Origin of the sequence: Sideroxyarcus emersonii (assembly GCF_021654335.1) — a bacterium.
Taxonomy (GTDB): domain Bacteria; phylum Pseudomonadota; class Gammaproteobacteria; order Burkholderiales; family Gallionellaceae; genus Sideroxyarcus; species Sideroxyarcus emersonii.
In genome coordinates this window covers 1,482,546-1,500,201 of the sequence record NZ_AP023423.1, presented here as the reverse complement: position 1 = coordinate 1,500,201, position 17,656 = coordinate 1,482,546, and the positions used below count along the sequence as shown (strand labels likewise).

Below are 17,656 nucleotides of genomic sequence, written 5' to 3'. Positions count from 1 at the left end.
TTCTTATGGAAAATTGGTCAAGTCGGCATTAGTAGTGCTTTGCTCTTTCAGCCTTGATGCACAGCCCCATGTTTGGCGGGTTTTTGCCCATATACATAGGCACATCCGGAAACTTCCGCTGCACTTCAGGATCCGTCAGGTCATAGTCGGGAGGCAGATTCTCCCGAGAACCATCGGCCCGGGTAATTTTTTTCTGGTAGGCGGCAGCGGGCTTAAAGAACATGTGGGCAAACTTGGACCAATAAACGCCGCCAAAGAGAGCCGTGCTTGACAGGATGAACAAGGCAAAGAATATGGTTAATCCACCGCCAGTGAATGACCAGATCAGCGCGAAAGTCGAAGTGGCAAGCAGCGAGAGGATAAATAGATCAGCACGTTCGAACCGGAACCATGGAAGGCCTTCCGCAGACACATCAACGCGGATGAAGAACCAGAACCAGTATCCGCCAACGGCCAGCATCAGTGCACCGATATGCCAGAGCTGCGGCAGCAATACAGGTGTGGGCGTTGCCGGCGTGGGATAGCCAAAAATCATAATCGCGGTAGTCACGATGAAAATAATGGTTCCCCACATGGTCAACAGATGGGAAAGCCTGCGTCTGGGATTGCTGAATTCGCCAGAAGTCAGTACTTCGTTCACAAGCACCGAGGCGGCAATCGAGGCTTTTTCTCCACCACTCACTGACCGTTTTGCGCTCTTCTTCGCTTTTTCCGCATTTGCGAAAAAGTACTGCGCACTTTTCTTATGCATCATGTCAAGTATCGTCCCGATCATGACCAGCAGGACCATCAAGACGATATACCCCTGCATGACGTTGGTTGGAATTGATGCCGAAAGCTCGGCAAAGGGGTTGCTCGTGAACATTAGATTCTCCTCAATAATTGCAGACGAATGACCATCCTGAATGACCGGAATGTCCGCTGGCCTTACTTCGCGGAATGCCCCGTCAGTTTTACTTCCACCTTCTCATGCTCTTGCAGTCCCGCGTAGTATTTGCGCAATATCTCCAGTACTTCCGGGCGGCTGAATTCTGCCGGGACATCGGAGCCTTCGGAAAGCATCTTGCGCAGCTTGGTGCCGGAGAGCAGCAGGCGATCGGCATCATCGTGAGGGCAGGTGCGGGCGGAAGCCATGCCGCCGCACTTGTAACACCAGAACGTCCAGTCGATCTTGAGCGGCTGTGTTTCGAGCGCATCCTTGGGAATCTTGTCGAAGATATGGTGTGCATCGAACGGACCGTAGTAACTGCCGACCCCGGCGTGATCGCGACCGACGATCAGGTGCGAACAGCCGTAGTTCTGGCGGAACAACGCATGCAATAACGCTTCGCGGGGACCGGCATAGCGCATGTCGAGCGGGTAGCCGGCCTGGGCGATGGTCTTGGCGACGAAATAGTGTTTGGTCAGCGCCATGATGGCATGGGTGCGCACTTCGGCCGGTATGTCGCCTGGCTTCAGGTTGCCGAGCAGGGAGTGGATGAGCACGCCATCGCAGACCTCGATGGCCACCTTGGCCAGATATTCATGCGAACGGTGCATCGGGTTGCGCGTCTGGAATGCGGCAACCTTGCTCCAGCCCAGTTCGGTGAACAGGGCCCGCGTTTCTTTCGGCGTCATGAACAGCGTACCGTATTTCTGCGGGAAGCCACCTTGCGACAGGACTTTCACCGGTCCGGACAGGTTCACGGCACCTTGTTCCATCACCATCTTCACGCCGGGGTGTTCCATGTCGGTGGTGCCGAACACCGTGGCACATTCATGCGCCTTGTCGATGGAGTATTTTTCGGTGACCCGCATCGTGGCGAGGATGCTGTCGTCGTCCGGGTCGATGAGGGCGATATCCGTGCCGGTGGGGATGGTGTCTGCGGTGGGTTTGTCGGTGGAGAGGGTAATCGGGATGGGCCAGAACAGGCCGTTGGTCATGGTCATGCCGTCGCATACGCCTTGCCAGTCGGCATGGCTCATGAAACCGTCCAGCGGCGTAAAGCCGCCGATGCCGAGCATGATCAGGTCGCCTTTTTCGCGCGAACTCACGATTACTTTCGGATACGTGCGAGCCCGTTTCATTTCGGCGGTCAACTCTTCCCCCACCAGCAGCAAGGGTTTGAGATCGCCCCCGCCATGCGGGTTTACTAATGCCATACTTGCCTCCCTATTTCGGTTCAGCTACTTATGGAATCTCTGGTCAGCACACTAGAGCAACAAGAGCGGGGCGGCGATACCCCTCATGGGTTGAAGGTCACACCCCCCATATGGGTTATGTCTTCATCACTCATCACGGCTATGGCAGCACTGTGGTGCGATACGCATACTTGCCGCCCTGCAAAGCCGACTATTTTGGTGAGGCTGTCGCACCTCGATAATCACTAAATTACCAGCCATCCATGTCATCGACTCCATTGCACGACCCGTTTTCACCCCCCGTCGCGGATGCAAAGACCGAAATTCGCAATACCACCTGTTATATGTGTGCCTGCCGTTGCGGTATCCGTGTGCACCTGCGTAACGGCGAAGTTCGCTACATCGACGGCAATCCGGACCACCCGCTGAACAACGGGGTCATCTGCGCCAAGGGCTCTTCCGGCATCATGAAGCAGTATTCGCCGGCTCGTTTGACCAAGCCGTTGCGTCGCAAAGCAGGAACGGAGCGGGGTGCGGGCGAGTTCGAGGAGATCAGCTGGGAAGAGACGTTCTCCATCCTGGGCGAGCGCCTCGGCAAGCTGCGGGCGACCGACCCGAAGAAATTTGCGCTGTTTACCGGGCGCGACCAGATGCAGGCCTTGACCGGCTTGTTCGCGCGCCAGTTCGGTACGCCCAACTATGCAGCGCATGGCGGGTTCTGCTCGGTGAATATGGCTGCGGGCATGATCTACACCATCGGTGGCTCCTTCTGGGAGTTCGGTGGCCCGGATCTCGAGCGCTCCAAGCTGTTCATCATGATCGGCACGGCCGAAGACCATCACTCCAATCCGCTGAAGATCGCTTTATCGAAATTCAAGCGTGAAGGAGGTCGTTTCATCTCGATCAATCCGGTGCGCACCGGTTATTCGGCCATTGCGGACGAATGGGTGCCGATCCGCCCGGGAACCGACGGCGCATTGATGCTGGCGTTGATCCACGAGATCATCGCGCTCGGTCTGTATGATCGTGATTTCCTGGTGCGCTATACCAACTCCGGGCAGCTGGTGAACCTCGATGCCGAGCATGACGAGTTCGGCATGTTCGTGCGTACCGAGGTACCTCAGGAAGAAGGCTGTTACGATCCGCAGAACAAGCTTTGGTGGGATCGCAACACCGAGAAAGCGGTGGTCACGCATACCGAAGGCGCCGACCCGTACCTGTTCGGGGAATTCAAGATGCCGGACGGTACCAAGGTCAAGCCGGCTTTCCAGTTGTTGCAGGAGCGCGTCAAGGATTACACGCCGGAGTGGGCGGAGCAGATCACCGGCATTTCCGCCGAGACCATTCGTCGCCTGGCGCATGAGATGGGCATCACTGCGCGCGACCAGAAGATCGAACTGCCGATCGCCTGGACCGACTCCTGGGGCAAGGAGCACGAAACCGTCACCGGTAATCCGGTCTCTTTTCACGCGATGCGCGGACTGGCCGCTCATTCCAACGGTTTCCAGACGATACGCGCACTGTCCATCCTGATGACGTTGCTGGGCACCATCGACCGTCCGGGAGGCTTCCGCCACAAGACACCGTTCCCGCGTCCCATCCCGCCTTGCGCGCGTACGCCGAACGATCCTCGTGCGGTACAGCCGAACACGCCGCTGGACGGCATGGCGCTGGGCTGGCCGTCCGATCCGGACGATCTGTTCGTCAATCCGGATGGCAGTCCGGTGCGCATCGACAAGGCTTTCTCGTGGGAGTATCCGTTGTCGGTGCATGGCATGATGCACAACGTCATTACCAACGCATGGCGCGGCGACCCGTACAAGATCGACACGCTGCTGCTGTTCATGGCCAACATGGCATGGAACTCGAGCATGAACACGTCCGAGGTGCGCAAGATGCTCACCGACAAGGAGGAGAACGGCGAATACAAGATCCCGTTCATCGTGGTGTGCGATGCATTCCATTCCGAAACCACCGCGTTCGCCGATCTGATCCTGCCGGACACGACCTACCTCGAGCGTCATGACGTGATGTCCATGCTGGACCGCCCGATCTCCGAGTTCGACGGCCCGGTGGATTCGGTGCGCATTCCGGTGGTGCCGCCGACCGGCGAGTGCAAACCGTTCCAGGAGGTTCTGATCGAACTGGGTACGCGTTTGAAACTGCCGGCATTCGTCACCCAGTCTGGCGAGCGCAAATACCGCGACTATCCCGATTTCATCGTCAACTGGGAGACGGCGCCGGGATCCGGCATCGGTTTCCTGAGCGGCTGGCGCGGCAAAGGCGGCGAGAAATCGATACGCGGCGAGCCGAACCCCAACCAGTGGGAGATGTATGCCAAGAACGATTGCGTGCACCACCATGTGTTGCCGCGTTCCTACCAGTTCATGCGCAACTGGAACAAGGGCTATCTCGAATGGTCGCAGCGCAACGGCATCACGCGCTATTCCGAACCGATCCTGATCCATCTATATTCCGAGGTGTTGCAGAAGTTCCGCCTGGCTGCGCAGGGCAAGAGCATCACGCGACAGCCGCCCGCGCATCTGGCGAAGCGCATCGAGACTTTCTTCGACCCGCTGCCGTTCTACTATGAACCGCTGGAGACGCAGACCAGCGACAAGCTCAAATATCCGTTGACCGCGCTGACGCAGCGTCCGATGGCGATGTACCACTCCTGGGACTCGCAGAACGCCTGGTTGCGCCAGATCCACGCGCACAACTACCTCTACGTCAATGCGCAGACCGCGAAGAATGCGGGCATTGCCGACGGCGACTGGATATGGTGCGAGTCGCAATGGGGCAAAGTGCGTTGCATGGCGCGTTACAGCGAATCGGTGGAGCCGGGTACGGTATGGACCTGGAATGCCATCGGCAAGGCGGCAGGGGCATGGAACCTGTCGCCGGATGCGAACGAATCGCAAAAAGGGTTCCTGCTCAATCATCTCATTTCGGAAGAGCTGCCCGCCCAACACGATGGCAAGCGTTATTCCAACTCCGACCCGATCACCGGGCAGGCGGCCTGGTATGACGTGCGTGTGCGTATCTTCAAGGCGGAAGAAGGAGAGCCAGAGCAGACCTCGCCGCAATTCGAACCCATGAAGAAATATCCCGGCATGAAAGAACATCCGAGCTGGCTGGCATATTTTGGCGGCGGCAAGAAGAAAGGCGGTGCGCAATGATCCAACCCCGACACATCAAATCGAGAGGTTCGCTATGACTCAGCTCGCATTGGTCATCGACCTCAACGTCTGCGTGGGTTGTCATGCCTGCGTGACCAGCTGCAAGGAATGGAATACCTCCGGTTCCGCCGGACCTTTGTGCGATGAACGTCCTTACGAGGCCGATCCGACCGGCACCTTCTTCAATCGCGTGCAGACTTTCGAGATCGGCCAGTTTCCGCACAGCGAAACGCTGCACTTCCCCAAGTCCTGCCTGCACTGCGAAGATCCGCCCTGCGTGCCGGTGTGCCCGACCGGTGCATCTTACAAGCGCAAGGAAGACGGCATCGTGCTGGTGGATTACGACAAGTGTATCGGCTGCAAGTATTGCACCTGGGCTTGTCCGTATGGCGCACGCGAATTCGACGAGAAGCAGAAGGTGATGAAGAAGTGCACCTTGTGCGTGGATCGCATCTACGATCAGTCCCTGGCCGAGATCGACCGCAAGCCGTCCTGCGTGAAGGCTTGCCCGACCAGCGCGCGTCTGTTCGGCGATATCCACGATCCGGAATCGGCGGTATCGCAGGCGATCCGCGAAGACGGCGGCTATGCCCTGATGCCGGAGTGGGGCACTCATCCGGCCAACCATTATCTGCCGCGGCGCAAGACCAAGCTCAAGATACACGAGGACGAACTGGAGCGAGCGGATAACCCGCTCAAGGTGGATGGCCTGCTGCCCAAGCCGGGCAAGGGCGAGTCGTCCATGGACGATGCGTCTGCCTGGTAAGGATGACTTCCGGCATGATCCGTCCTGCGGCATTCTGTAATCCCCAAAGTGCCTGGTCATTTTGGGTGTAGATAAGTAACTTGATTGAGCGAAAACTATGAAGCCAGCTTTTTCCGTGATCTTTCTGACAACGCTGCTGGGAGCCGGGCAGGGCCTGTTCCTCGCGTTGTTCACACACCAGTCCTATGCGCTGTTCGGCTTGCTGCCGATGCAGTCCGATGCTTTTTATGGCTATGGCAGCACACTGGCCCTGCTGTTTCTGGCTTGCGGCCTGATCGCCTCGTTCTTCCACCTAGGGCGCCCGGAACGCGCGTGGCGTTCGGCCACGCAGTGGCGCACTTCCTGGTTGTCGCGCGAAGTGATCGTGTTGCCCGTGTTCATGGGCGTAGTCTTCCTGTTCGGACTGTCGCACCTGGCCGGTTATCGGCCTGAGATCGTGACTTTGCCCAGCGGCTTGCTGATCGATCTGTCCATCGTGATCGGCACCATTGGAACGCTGCTGGCGTTTTTGCTGTTCATCTGTACCGGCATGATCTACGCTTGCCTGCGATTCCTGCGCGAGTGGAACTCGCCGCTGACGGTCATCAACTACATCCTGCTTGGCGGCTCATCGGGATTCATCCTGGCTTCGTTCTATGCGGCTTCTGCCGCTCCGTCGCAGACTCATTTCTTTGTCGGCTGGGCGATCATTATCACATTGCTGGCCTTTGTCGGGCGCACTGCATCGCTGGTGCGCAATGCCCGTCTGAAACCCAAATCGACGATGCAGACTGCCATCGGCGTGAAGCATCCGCACATCGTACAGCGCTCGATGGGCGCTATGGGAGGCTCTTTCAATACACGCGAATTTTTCCATGGCAAGAGTCCAGCGTTCCTGCGGACGATCAAGCCGGTATTCCTGCTGCTGGCTTTTGCGGCCCCGCTTGCCTTGCTGGCGCTGGGAATGTCCACACCGTCATTGCTCGGTTTTGCGTTCGTGCTTCAATATATCGGCCTGCTGGCGGAGCGCTGGTTCTTCTTTGCGCAAGCCAACCATCCACAGAACCTTTATTATCAATGCGTCTGATGCTGATAGACGACTGGCAAATGTGAAGGCAGGCTGCATCGATGATGGCGGAGGCGAATAAATGAACCTGCAGGCTTACTGGCGCAATTTCACCAGCCGTTTCGATATGCGGGCCGGCACAGTCAAGGCCGATCTGCTGGCGGGCATTACCGTCTCGCTGGTTGCGATTCCGCAGTCTTTGGCCTATGCCCAGCTGGCCGGCGTGCCGGCCTATTACGGGTTATACGCAGCCCTGATTCCCACGGTGATCGGTGCTCTGTTCGGCTCTTCCAACCAACTGTCGACTGGGCCGGTCGCCATGACGTCGCTGTTGACAGCCGCCAGCATCGCGCCGCTTGCGGCGCACGGCAGCGACCTGTTCTACTCCTATGCCATCCTGCTGGCATTGATCTCCGGGATATTCCAGATCGCTTTCGGCGTGTTGCGCATAGGCATCCTGCTCAATTTCCTGTCTAACCCGGTGCTGATGGGCTTCATCAACGCCGCGGCTCTGATCATCGGTTTGTCGCAGCTGCCGACATTGTTGGGCATCCCGGCCGCACAATCGGAGCATTTCCTGCTCGATATCAGCCGGGTGGTCATGCATATCGACACCGCGCATGCATTGTCTCTGGGCTTCGGCGTGGTTGCGATCCTGCTGTTGCTCGGCTTCAAAAAATATGCGCCGAAGTTGCCTGGCGTGCTGATTACCGTAGCTTCATTGACCTGGGGCAGCTACGAGATTGACTATGCCGGCCTTGGGGGCAGGGTAGTGGGGGCCGTACCGCAGGGGCTGCCGACCTTGAGCCTGCCGCCGCTGGATTGGCATGCGACTATTGCGCTTTTGCCGGCTGGTTTTGTGATCGCCCTGATCAGTTTCATGGAGGCGATGTCGAGCTGCAAGGTGATCGCCATCAAGACGCGCCAGCCATGGGATGAGAACAAGGAACTGATCGGGCAGGGATTGGCCAAGGTTGCAGCCGCTTTCAGCCAATCGATGCCGGTGAGCGGATCGTTTTCCCGGTCGGCGCTGAACCTTGCCTCCGATGCCAGGACGCCGCTCTCGTCGTTGATTTCGGCGGCATTTGTGCTGCTCACCCTGATCTTCTTCACCTCGTTGCTATACCATTTGCCCAAACCGGTGCTGGCCGCGATCATCATGATGGCCGTGCTGAATCTGATCAACGTCCAGTCGATCAAGCATGCATGGCGGGCCAACAGGGACGACGGCCTTGCCGCAGTGGTGACCTTCTTTGCGACCCTTGCGTTCGCGCCGAACATCCAGAACGGCATTCTCACCGGCATCATCCTGTCCCTGTCGCTTTTGCTCTATCGCATGATGCGTCCCCGGGTGGCGGTATTGGGCTTGCACAGCGACGAGACCCTGCGCGATGCGATCCGTCATAACCTGCCTCCCTTGCATCCCAGGCTGGGGGCGATCCGTTTCGATGGTGCGATGCGCTTCGTGAACGTTTCATATTTCGAAGATGCGCTGCTTAAACTGGAGCGGGAGAATCCGGAGCTTTCCTGCATTCTGGTCCAGTCCAGCGGTATCAATGAGATTGATGCCTCCGGTATCGAGATGCTTAGTAACCTGCTGGATCGATTCAAGAGCAGCGGGATCAAGCTCGCCTTCAGCGGGCTGAAGAAGCAAGTCTCCGATGTGATGGATCGAACGGGCTTGACTGACAAGATCGGCAAGGAGAATATCTTTGCGACAGACAAGCAGGCGCTCGAAGGGCTGTGCCAGCGCCTGGACCAGCAGGTTGTCGATGTTTGAGCAGCATGGATTTCGAGGCTGAATAAATCGGAGGTTTGCTTGAGGTGTGAGGCAATTTGCGTCGTCGGCAACACCTTTATAAGCGGATGCTTAAAGATAACCCTAATGGGCTATCCGATTTTACCCTTGGTGGCTATGGACGCTGCAGGCTTGCATATCCCTATAATGCCACTCAGGATTTAGTGCAGCATCGCACTTTAAATTTATAAACAACTCGTGGGAGAAGAAACAATGAATTTCGATAAAGAGCTGAACGCACGCGGTATGTCCTGCCCATTGCCTATCGTGAAGACCAAGAAGGCGCTGGCCGAAATGACTTCGAACCAGGTGCTCAAGGTCATTTCGACCGATTGCGGTTCGGTCAAGGACATGGCTGCATTTGCCGAGCAAACCGGCAATCCGCTGCTGAGCCAGGAAGAGGCGAATGGCGAATACGTGTTTTACGTGAAGAAGAAGTAAGTCTTATCACCTCCAACCAATAGAACAAGGGGCAAGCATGGCAACCAAGAAAATGGCGATCATCGCCACCAAAGGCACTCTGGACATGGCGTATCCGCCGTTTATTTTGGGCTCCACCGCTGCCGCGCTGGGTTACGACGTACAGATCTTCTTCACATTCTATGGCCTGCAATTGCTGCGCAAGGATCTGTCCAGCGTGATGATCAGCCCGCTGGCGAATCCGGCCATGCCGATGCCGATACCGATGCCGGTGATGGTGCAGATGCTGCCCGGAATGGAATCCATGGCGACCATGATGATGAAGCAGAAGCTGAAGAAGCACGGAGTCGCTTCCCTGGAGGAACTGCGCGATCTGTGTCTGGAAGCGGACGTGAAGTTCATCGCCTGCCAGATGACGGTCGATCTGTTCGAATTCGAAAAGAGCGAGTTCATCGATCAGGTCGAATACGGTGGTGCAGCGACCTTCATGGGCTTTGCCGGGGATACCGATATCTGTCTGTTCGTTTGATTAGATTAGCAGTGGTTGTATCTTGAGATGCCATTCGGGTATCCATAATAACTAGGGAGAGAGACGCATGAGAATCAAGAAGATCGTAGCTACGCTGGCTTCATTTGGATTGATCGCATCACCGTTGGCGTATGCCACCGATGGTTACTTCTCGGATGGCTACGGCATGAAATCGATCGGCATGGCAGGTGTGGGGATTGCTCTGCCGCAGGATGCGATCGCAGCTGCCAACAATCCAGCAGGCATGGTGATGGTGGGTGATCGTATTGATATGGGAATTAGCCTTTTTAGGCCAGACAGAAGTGCTGAAGTTTCGGGTAGCCCTGGTTTCAAGAATGGCACGTTTGATGGTAACGGCCGGGCAAATTTCCTGATCCCCGAGTTCGGCTACAACAAGATGGTGAATAACAACACCTCACTGGGCGTCTCGGTGTACGGCAACGGTGGCATGAACACTCAGTACAACAATAATATGTTTAACGGCGCAGGCCCAGCTGGTATCAATATGTCGCAGCTTTTCATCGCTCCGACCTGGTCCATGAAGCTGAATCCTAGCAACTCCATCGGTGTTTCGCTGAATCTGGTTTATCAGACCTTCTCTGCTACAGGACTTCAAGCATTTCAGCCTTCGTCGAGCAATCAAGCTGCGGTTACCAATAACGGCACAGATACTTCCACCGGCGTAGGCGTCAAGTTGGGTTGGATCGGCGAGGTCACCTCGGCAATCACCTTGGGCGCGGCCTACCAGCCCAAGACCAGCATGAGCAAGCTCAGCAAATACAGCGGCTTGTTTGCCGAACAGGGCGGCTTCGATATACCGGCTAACTACGGCGTAGGTATCGCAGTAAAGGCCGCTCCGGCGACTACCGTCGCTTTCGACGTCAAGCAGATCAAGTACAGTGGGGTCGCTTCTGTGGCCAATACCGTTTCCCAAGGCGGTCCGCTGGGTGCCAATAACGGCATGGGTTTCGGCTGGCAGGACATGACGGTGCTCAAGATCGGTGTGAGCCAGGCAGTCAGTTCGACCCTGACGCTACGTGCCGGTTTCAGCCACAATAACCAGCAGATCCCTGCCAGCCAGACCATGTTCAATATTCTGGCACCGGGTGTGGTGCAGGATCACCTGACATTGGGGGCTACCTTTGTACGTCCGGACAAGTCCGAGATCACCGTGGGTTACATGCACGCATTCAAGAAGACCGTCAACGGGCCGAATTCTATGGCAGCTTTTGGCGGTGGCAGCGCGAACCTCACCATGTCGGAAGATTCGATTGGCATTGCTTACGGCTGGTAGTTGAAAGCAGTACTGGCAACGATGAAAAGCCCGCCCTTGGCGGGCTTTTTTATTTTGCCAAGTGGATAATTAGTACAAAATTCATTGCGTATGCATCTGGCCGGACGTATTATGAATTAGCAATTTCTAATATTGTGAGGTGCTAATCATGGACATCGAACAGAAACGGGCATTAGGTGAACAGGCTTATGCCAAAGCGCTCAGATACGAACTCGATTACGGATGTTGTCCGCAGTGCGTGCTGGCGACCGTGCAGGAAACCGTCGGTGGCATCGACGACCAGACGGTGAAGGCGAGCCATGGGCTTTCGGGCGGCGGCGGGCTGCTGGGCGAAGGCGTCTGCGGGGCGCTCACGGGCGGACTTCTGGCGCTGAGCGCAAAATATGGTCGCGACCGGGACAAGCTGGACCAGGGGCGCTATATAAACAATTTCAAGAAAGCGAAGGAACTGACCGAGCGTTTTCGCGAGGAATTCGGCGGTGTCACCTGCAGCCAGCTGCAGCAACAGTTCACCGGGCGTACCTACGACATGTGGAATGTCGACGAATACAAGGCTTTCGACGAGGCTAGGGGCCGGCAGTGTGCCCATGCCACCGGCACGGTGACGCAGTGGGTGGTCGAGATGCTATAGGAGCGCTCGATGGGCATATGCCGAATATCCGGTGTCACAGCAAGGCAATATGATTTGGCGAAAATGTCGCCAGCAGCCCATTCGGAAGATTGACGCAGATGGAGCAAGCGGCAGTGACATTGCAGGAAAGCATCGCGCGCCAGCGCAAAGAACTTTCCGATGTTTTGCAGGAGCCGCTGCAGCAGTTGGCGGCGCGATGCATGCCGGTCTGGACGGATCGCGCGCAGCTTGATCGGGTGCTGGCGGCAGGGTTGAAGATGCTGCCTTACGGCAGGTCGTTGTATGCGCTGGACACCAGCGGAATACAGATCAGCAGCAATGCCAGCGCAGAAGGCCTGATCGAGACAGCCATCGGTCGTGATCGCTCGAAACGTCCCTATATGAGCGAAGTGCTGCCGATTGCGGGGGCATTGCTTTCGGAAGCTTATATCAGCCAGCTTGGGCGGCGCCCATCGCTGACTGCGGTCCAGGTGGTGCGCGCTCCTTCCGGTGCGGTACTGGGATTCATCGCCACCGATTTCGATTTGCGCGACCTGCCACTGACCCACAAGCTATACGAAGAACCGGTCTTCTGGCGCCAGCTCAAGGGCGACCCATCCATTCGTGACAGCGTTTTCCACCAGAAACGCGTCGAGAGCGCCATGGACCGGCAGATCGATACTGTCCTGGGGGTGATCGAAGAGTTGATGGTTTATCACGGCGTGTACCACGTGATCCTGCATTTTTCGAGTAGCCGTGCGGTTGTCTGGGTGATGGCTGATCCATATCGATACCGGTTGCTGGATATCGATGCGCTGATCGACCCGGATATCTGCCTTGCCTACCCCAAGACTCCCTATCCGTCCGATGCGCTGGTGCCGCACCACCAGATACGTACCGTGCTGGACTCATTCCGGGCACTGCGTTTCATGGACGACATGTTCTACCTGCGCTCGGGCACCCTGAATCTCTTTAACGGCATCGTCGGCCTCACTTTTTCGTGCGATGGTTCGCATTACATACCCCACGACGAATTCCTGAAGGCGGGCTACGACTTCTGGGTGGGCAGCAAGTAACAGCTGCGGCAGCATCGGACTGACACCAGTGCTACGCGGAACTGGATGGTCAAGATGTGCCCAAGGGGGATTTTCAGCGGGCCAGGCTGATCCGATCCAGATAGCGTGCGCGATACAGCAAACGCGGCGGATGGGTCGGATCGTCCACAAAAGCTGAGCGGTCGTGCAGCACGTTGTTGCATAGCAATCCCATGCCCGGCTCCAGATGTGCCTTGAAGACATGGGGGGTGTCAGAGGCCAGCAACCTTTCCAATGCGGCGACTGCCGCCACCGTGGCGCTATCCTGCTTCCACTCGATGCTGCGGGTTCGCGCGGTATAGCGCATGTGCAGGTTCCCGGCCGCGTCCAGCGAAAACACCGGGCCGCTTTGTGCGGCACGCACTCCCTCATCCACCCGTTCGGGGATGGTCATTGCATCGGCCTGCATCAGTGCCCTGATATGCCTTGGATCTTCATCGCGGAGCAGGAGATAGGCCATCTCGTGGTCCATCAGCTGGTTTTCGCCGCCGCTGCTGGCGCTGCGCACGCAATGCAGAACCATGCCGCGGATCGTGCGATCCGGCGGATTGTAGTAGCCGTCGGTATGCCATTTGATCGGCCGGTCGGTGTAGGGGATGTAGTGTTGGCGCGTGCCGTTGTCGAATACGCGAATTTCCGAGATGCCGTCCTCGCCAGCCAGCCAGTTGGCATCGAGATGCGCCAGGCCGAACTGCAGGCCCAGCAGGCGCGGGATCTCGGTGTCCGCATCGTGCACCGGGCTGGCGTAGATCACCATGTTGCAGCGGCGTAGGCGATCGGCGATCGCGTCGTATTCGATCTGCGTCAGCGCGCGAGGGTCGCGCACCTCGACGACCAGTTCATCGGCGGAGTTCGGGGCATCAGCGAGCTTCTGTTCGCGCCAGCGCCGGTAGTTTTCGGCATCGTCGAGATCGAATGGGGTGCTCATTCAATCCCCGCTGGAGGAGGCACGGCGACGGCGTGGCTGTCTGGGTTCGGTTTCGTTCAGGCCGCGCAAGGTCTTGTCAACCATTTGTATCGCTTCGGGCGCTTCAAAGCTGATGATCTGGTCGATGATCCAGCCGCTGTCGGCGTCATTCATGATTCCGCCTATGCAATACGCAAGATAGCGATAGAAGGCGTAAGAGGGGCCGTTCTCGTCGTAACTGAAGTCGGCGTATTCGCCGGCGCGCTGGTTGAGCAGGTCGATGAAATCCTGCTTGCACTGCTTCAGGTCGCCGACAAGCAGGCGACTGCGGTTCTCGGCATAGGTTTCGGCGACCCGGTTCGCCAGATTGCCTGTAAAAATCTGGCGGTCTGCCTCGGAAAGCGTCCGATAGGCGATGCGATCGGCGGAGAGGATGAGGAATATCAGGAATTCGGCGAGGAAATCGAAATACCGTGGCCCGGCCTCGATCTCGAATTTTGCCTGGCGGGTATTGTTCAGCGCATTATTGGCAATGCGCGACACGACGAACGCCAGGGCATCGGATATCTCTTGCGGAGTATGTGCGCGGCCTTCCTTGAACCAATTGCTCTTGATGCGCAACGCCGTTCAGCCTTTACGGATGTAGAACTCGTGCAACCCGGGCGCAGCCTCTACGGATTCGAGCAGGGTCATGCCGGTCGCGGAAGCCCAGCCGCCGATGTCGGATTGCACGCCCGGACAATCGCTGACCAGCTTCAATATTTCGCCAATCTGCATCCCGTTCAGGAGTTTTTTCGCTTCGACGATGGGGCCTGGGCAGACCGCTCCGCGTATATCCAGCGTCACATTGGCATTGTGCGCATGCCCTTTGCCTTTCTGGATGTGATAGCCGGTGCCGCCATCGGGCATCTTTTCGGTCTTCAGAATCTGGTTGCCGGTCTGTTTTGCCCAGGCGAACAGGTCGTCCGGTGTGCCCGGACAGTCCGATACCAGCAGCAGAACCTGCCCGGCGGCAAGCTCGTCGACCATGCGTTTTGCGCCGATCAGCGGTCTGGGGCAGGAAAGCCCCTTCATATCAAGCACTACATTTACCATATCCATTTCTTTCTCCATTAGTAGCCGCCCTTGCCCAGCGGTTGCGTCAACCCGGCGACCTTGGCGGCCTGTTTGGCCGGGCCGATAGGGAACAGATCGTACAGGGCTTTGCTGTCTGCCTCGGGCCAGAATTCGTTGATCCCCTTCAGCATGTTGCGGAAGTTGGGGGTATGACCGTTCTCGCGGTATTGATCGCGCATGTAATTGATGACATCCCAATGTCTGGGCGTCAGTTCGATACCTTCGGCAGCGGCGATGACCTTGACGACCTCTTCGCTATAATCCGGCTCCAGCAAATAGCCTTCCGCATCAGTTTCCAGTTCGTTGCCCGCTACTGTGTATCCCATCGTACTTTCCTTTCATCAAGAATGTCATTCCAGTCCGGAAATGACTTTATACGGTATGAAAATACCGCAACCAAATCTTCGTTCCTTGCCGAGCCCGGCATATTGCACCCGCAGCGAATCTTCCGGTTTGAGATCGTGCAATACCAGGCTGTAGCCGCTGATCGAACGGCTTCCATCTGTCAGCGTATGGCGCTGTCCGCAGATCAGATTCGCTTCGACCTCCATTGCAGCCAGGGCCGCTTCGATTTCCTTTACAAATGCGATTTCATCCTCTGCGCCGGTTACCAGGTGCGCATGCAGGGTGGGGTAGTGTTGTATCGGTCTTGTCTTGCATGAGCCCAGCAGCAATTCGCTCCCGGCCACGCGTACGCGCTTCTGGGACAGGTCGGCGGCGATAGCCGCAAGTGCAGCGGGGAGCCGCAGTGCCAGTTTGGCGCGTTTGGGTATCAGCATCCCTTCATTGCTTGCCGACATGCGCAAGGGGATCACGCCTACGTTTTCATCTCCGGCCAGCTGCGGCGCGAGCTGGGTCAACGCGTTCCAGAGCTCGTAGTGATAGGTAACCGGCAGTGTCCCGCCGCTTATCTCGAACACCAGGTCGATCATGTCAAGGCGCGGGGCGGTCACTTGTTGCCTTGCGTGGCCGCCCATTGATGCATGGTGTCGGCCCATTGGGTTGCGGTTACAGGGTCAATATCGAAGATGGTGAAGCGCTTGCCTTCGCGGATGCGAACGCGCAACATGCTCATACCGCCTTCCGCATGGTCGATCTGCTGCAGATCGATCTGCTGCCCGCCCAAAGGGACATTGATTTTGCTCAGTTCGGTGATTTTCGCCATATTTGTTCTTCAATCGTTTGCAGGAATGAATCGGAAAGCGTATCGGCGAACCCAGTATATGCGATCTGTCCCCAGTCTATCGCCAATACTGCCCAGTTTGGAATACTACTGGGGAAGTGAAAAGTACCACCCTTAAGGGTTATTTTGCATAGCCGCTACGGGTGATGGTTAGGCTTGAAGTAGCGCCGTACCATGCGGAACCATTAAGAAACCGGGTCGGTTAGTAGTATTTGTGCCAGAGCCCGTACGACACCGTCATTCCAGCCCCTCGCCGGGCAACATAGCGCAACGCGACTTGAAAGGAAAATATCATGGCGAAAAAGATGCATAGCACTCCGAATCTGGATGAACTCGAAAAGGGTCAATGGCCAAGCTTTGTGACCGGCCTGAAACGTCTGGCCAAGGAAAAGGATCTCATGGTCGACTTGCTGGGACAACTGGAGACCTCGTACAAGACTCGCAAGGGTTTCTGGAAGGGTGGCACGGTCGGCGTATTCGGTTATGGTGGCGGCGTGATCCCGCGCTTTACCGAACTCAAGGACGAGAATGGCCAGGCGATTTACAAGGATGCCGCTGAATTCCACACGCTGCGCGTCATGCCTCCTCCCGGCATGCATTACGATACCGACACACTGCGTAAATTCTGCGATATCTGGGAAAAGCACGGTTCCGGTCTGATTGCATTTCACGGCCAATCCGGGGACATCATGTTCCAGGGATGCAGCACGGAGAATGTGCAAAAAGCCTTCGACGAGATCAATGAAATGGGTTTCGATCTCGGTGGCGCCGGTCCTGCAGTCCGCACTTCGATGTCTTGCGTTGGCGCGGCCCGTTGCGAGCAATCCTGTTACGACGAAGCCCAGGCACACCGTGCCGTACTGAATACCTTCCTTGACGATCTGCACCGTCCTTCCTTGCCGTACAAGTTCAAATTCAAGTTCTCGGGCTGCCCGAACGACTGCATGAATGCGATCCAGCGCTCCGACATGGCCGTGATCGGTACATGGCGGGACAATATCCGTACCGATGAGGGACTGGCGAAGAAGTGGTTCGCCAAACACGGCATGGATGAACTGGTTAACGATGTGGTTGCGCGCTGCCCGACCAAGACTTTCCAGGTCAAGGAGATCAAGAAGATCAAGAAGGGCGAACACATCACCAGCGTGGCCATCAGCGACACGCATGCCGTCGAGATCAACAACCAGGACTGCGTGCGCTGCATGCACTGCATCAATGTGATGACGGGCGCACTGGCTCCCGGCAAGGACAAAGGCGCGAGCGTGCTGGTAGGCGGCAAGAGCCACCTGAAGATCGGCGGCCTGATGGGTACCGTGGTGATCCCGTTCATGAAGCTGGATACCGAAGAGCAGGTCGAGAAACTGGTCGATTTCGCCCAGCGCACCATCGACTTCTTTGCCGAGAATGCTCTGGAGCACGAGCGTACCGGCGAGATGATCGAGCGCATCGGCCTGGCCAACTTCCTCGATGCGATGGAGATCGATGTTGATCCGGCCATGATCAATTCTCCGCGCATGAACCCGTATGTCCGTACCGACGGATGGGACGACGAAGTCGCCAAGATCAAAGCCAAACAGCAAGCAGCCTGAGGAGA

At 57.1% G+C, this 17,656-nt stretch carries 18 protein-coding genes; 10 read left to right on the top strand and 8 right to left on the bottom strand.

The window, feature by feature from the left end; genetic code table 11:
- Positions 1 to 28: 28 nt before the first annotated feature.
- Together L6418_RS07305 and sat are read right to left on the bottom strand one after the other, a co-directional pair.
- A complete protein-coding gene (locus tag L6418_RS07305; protein WP_237246269.1) occupies positions 29 to 865 on the bottom strand; it encodes an adenylyl-sulfate reductase in 837 nt (278 codons plus the stop codon).
- A gap of 62 nt (positions 866 to 927) precedes the next feature.
- Complete coding sequence (sat, locus tag L6418_RS07300) at positions 928 to 2,142, bottom strand: sulfate adenylyltransferase (protein WP_237246268.1); 1,215 nt, start codon at positions 2,140 to 2,142, stop codon at positions 928 to 930.
- Between the two features lie 257 nt (positions 2,143 to 2,399).
- Here sat and L6418_RS07295 point away from each other — a divergent pair, with 257 nt between their 5' ends.
- The 9 genes from L6418_RS07295 to L6418_RS07255 all read left to right on the top strand — a co-directional run bounded on the left by L6418_RS07295 (position 2,400) and on the right by L6418_RS07255 (position 12,838).
- Positions 2,400 to 5,300, top strand: a complete 2,901-nt coding sequence (locus L6418_RS07295; RefSeq protein ID WP_408641575.1) for a molybdopterin oxidoreductase family protein — start codon at positions 2,400 to 2,402, stop codon at positions 5,298 to 5,300.
- A gap of 34 nt (positions 5,301 to 5,334) precedes the next feature.
- The gene (locus L6418_RS07290; RefSeq protein ID WP_237246266.1) at positions 5,335 to 6,066 is read left to right on the top strand and encodes a 4Fe-4S dicluster domain-containing protein; all 732 of its coding nucleotides are present in this window, start codon (positions 5,335 to 5,337) and stop codon (positions 6,064 to 6,066) included.
- 115 nt (positions 6,067 to 6,181) lie between these two features.
- A complete protein-coding gene (locus L6418_RS07285; protein ID WP_237246265.1) occupies positions 6,182 to 7,132 on the top strand; it encodes a DmsC/YnfH family molybdoenzyme membrane anchor subunit in 951 nt (316 codons plus the stop codon).
- A gap of 61 nt (positions 7,133 to 7,193) precedes the next feature.
- Complete coding sequence (locus L6418_RS07280) at positions 7,194 to 8,891, top strand: SulP family inorganic anion transporter (protein ID WP_237246264.1); 1,698 nt, start codon at positions 7,194 to 7,196, stop codon at positions 8,889 to 8,891.
- 231 nt (positions 8,892 to 9,122) lie between these two features.
- Positions 9,123 to 9,350, top strand: coding sequence for a sulfurtransferase TusA family protein (locus tag L6418_RS07275; protein WP_237246263.1), 228 nt, complete (start codon positions 9,123 to 9,125; stop codon positions 9,348 to 9,350).
- 37 nt (positions 9,351 to 9,387) lie between these two features.
- A complete protein-coding gene (gene dsrE2 / locus L6418_RS07270) occupies positions 9,388 to 9,858 on the top strand; it encodes a sulfur carrier protein DsrE2 (RefSeq protein WP_237246262.1) in 471 nt (156 codons plus the stop codon).
- A gap of 67 nt (positions 9,859 to 9,925) precedes the next feature.
- Positions 9,926 to 11,152 carry an OmpP1/FadL family transporter gene (locus L6418_RS07265; protein WP_237246261.1) on the top strand — a complete coding sequence of 409 codons (1,227 nt, stop codon included), beginning with the start codon at positions 9,926 to 9,928 and terminating at the stop codon, positions 11,150 to 11,152.
- Positions 11,153 to 11,300: 148 nt separating this feature from the next.
- Entirely contained in the window at positions 11,301 to 11,783 is a 483-nt protein-coding gene (locus L6418_RS07260; RefSeq protein ID WP_237246260.1) for a C-GCAxxG-C-C family protein, read from the top strand.
- 98 nt (positions 11,784 to 11,881) lie between these two features.
- On the top strand, positions 11,882 to 12,838 hold the full coding sequence (locus tag L6418_RS07255) for a PDC sensor domain-containing protein (RefSeq protein ID WP_237246259.1): 957 nt from the start codon (positions 11,882 to 11,884) through the stop codon (positions 12,836 to 12,838).
- Between the two features lie 73 nt (positions 12,839 to 12,911).
- Here the strand turns inward: L6418_RS07255 and L6418_RS07250 are convergent, their stop codons facing one another.
- The 6 genes from L6418_RS07250 to L6418_RS07225 are packed head-to-tail and all read right to left on the bottom strand — an operon-like array spanning position 12,912 to position 16,044.
- The gene (locus L6418_RS07250) at positions 12,912 to 13,784 is read right to left on the bottom strand and encodes a TauD/TfdA family dioxygenase (RefSeq protein ID WP_237246258.1); all 873 of its coding nucleotides are present in this window, start codon (positions 13,782 to 13,784) and stop codon (positions 12,912 to 12,914) included.
- On the bottom strand, positions 13,785 to 14,384 hold the full coding sequence (locus L6418_RS07245; RefSeq protein ID WP_237246257.1) for a hypothetical protein: 600 nt from the start codon (positions 14,382 to 14,384) through the stop codon (positions 13,785 to 13,787). It abuts the gene before it with no gap.
- Between the two features lie 6 nt (positions 14,385 to 14,390).
- Complete coding sequence (locus L6418_RS07240; protein ID WP_237246256.1) at positions 14,391 to 14,864, bottom strand: sulfurtransferase TusA family protein; 474 nt, start codon at positions 14,862 to 14,864, stop codon at positions 14,391 to 14,393.
- A gap of 11 nt (positions 14,865 to 14,875) precedes the next feature.
- Complete coding sequence (locus L6418_RS07235) at positions 14,876 to 15,205, bottom strand: TusE/DsrC/DsvC family sulfur relay protein (RefSeq protein ID WP_237246255.1); 330 nt, start codon at positions 15,203 to 15,205, stop codon at positions 14,876 to 14,878.
- A gap of 24 nt (positions 15,206 to 15,229) precedes the next feature.
- Positions 15,230 to 15,832: a type I-MYXAN CRISPR-associated protein Cas6/Cmx6 gene (gene cas6, locus L6418_RS07230; RefSeq protein ID WP_237246254.1), complete on the bottom strand. Its 603-nt coding sequence runs from the start codon at positions 15,830 to 15,832 to the stop codon at positions 15,230 to 15,232.
- Positions 15,829 to 16,044, bottom strand: a complete 216-nt coding sequence (locus L6418_RS07225; RefSeq protein WP_237246253.1) for a DUF6967 family protein — start codon at positions 16,042 to 16,044, stop codon at positions 15,829 to 15,831. The genes cas6 and L6418_RS07225 overlap by 4 nt, the downstream gene beginning before the upstream one ends.
- Positions 16,045 to 16,355: 311 nt before the next feature.
- Here L6418_RS07225 and dsrA point away from each other — a divergent pair, with 311 nt between their 5' ends.
- A complete protein-coding gene (gene dsrA, locus L6418_RS07220) occupies positions 16,356 to 17,651 on the top strand; it encodes a dissimilatory-type sulfite reductase subunit alpha (protein WP_237246252.1) in 1,296 nt (431 codons plus the stop codon).
- The last annotated feature ends 5 nt before the right edge of the window (positions 17,652 to 17,656 follow it).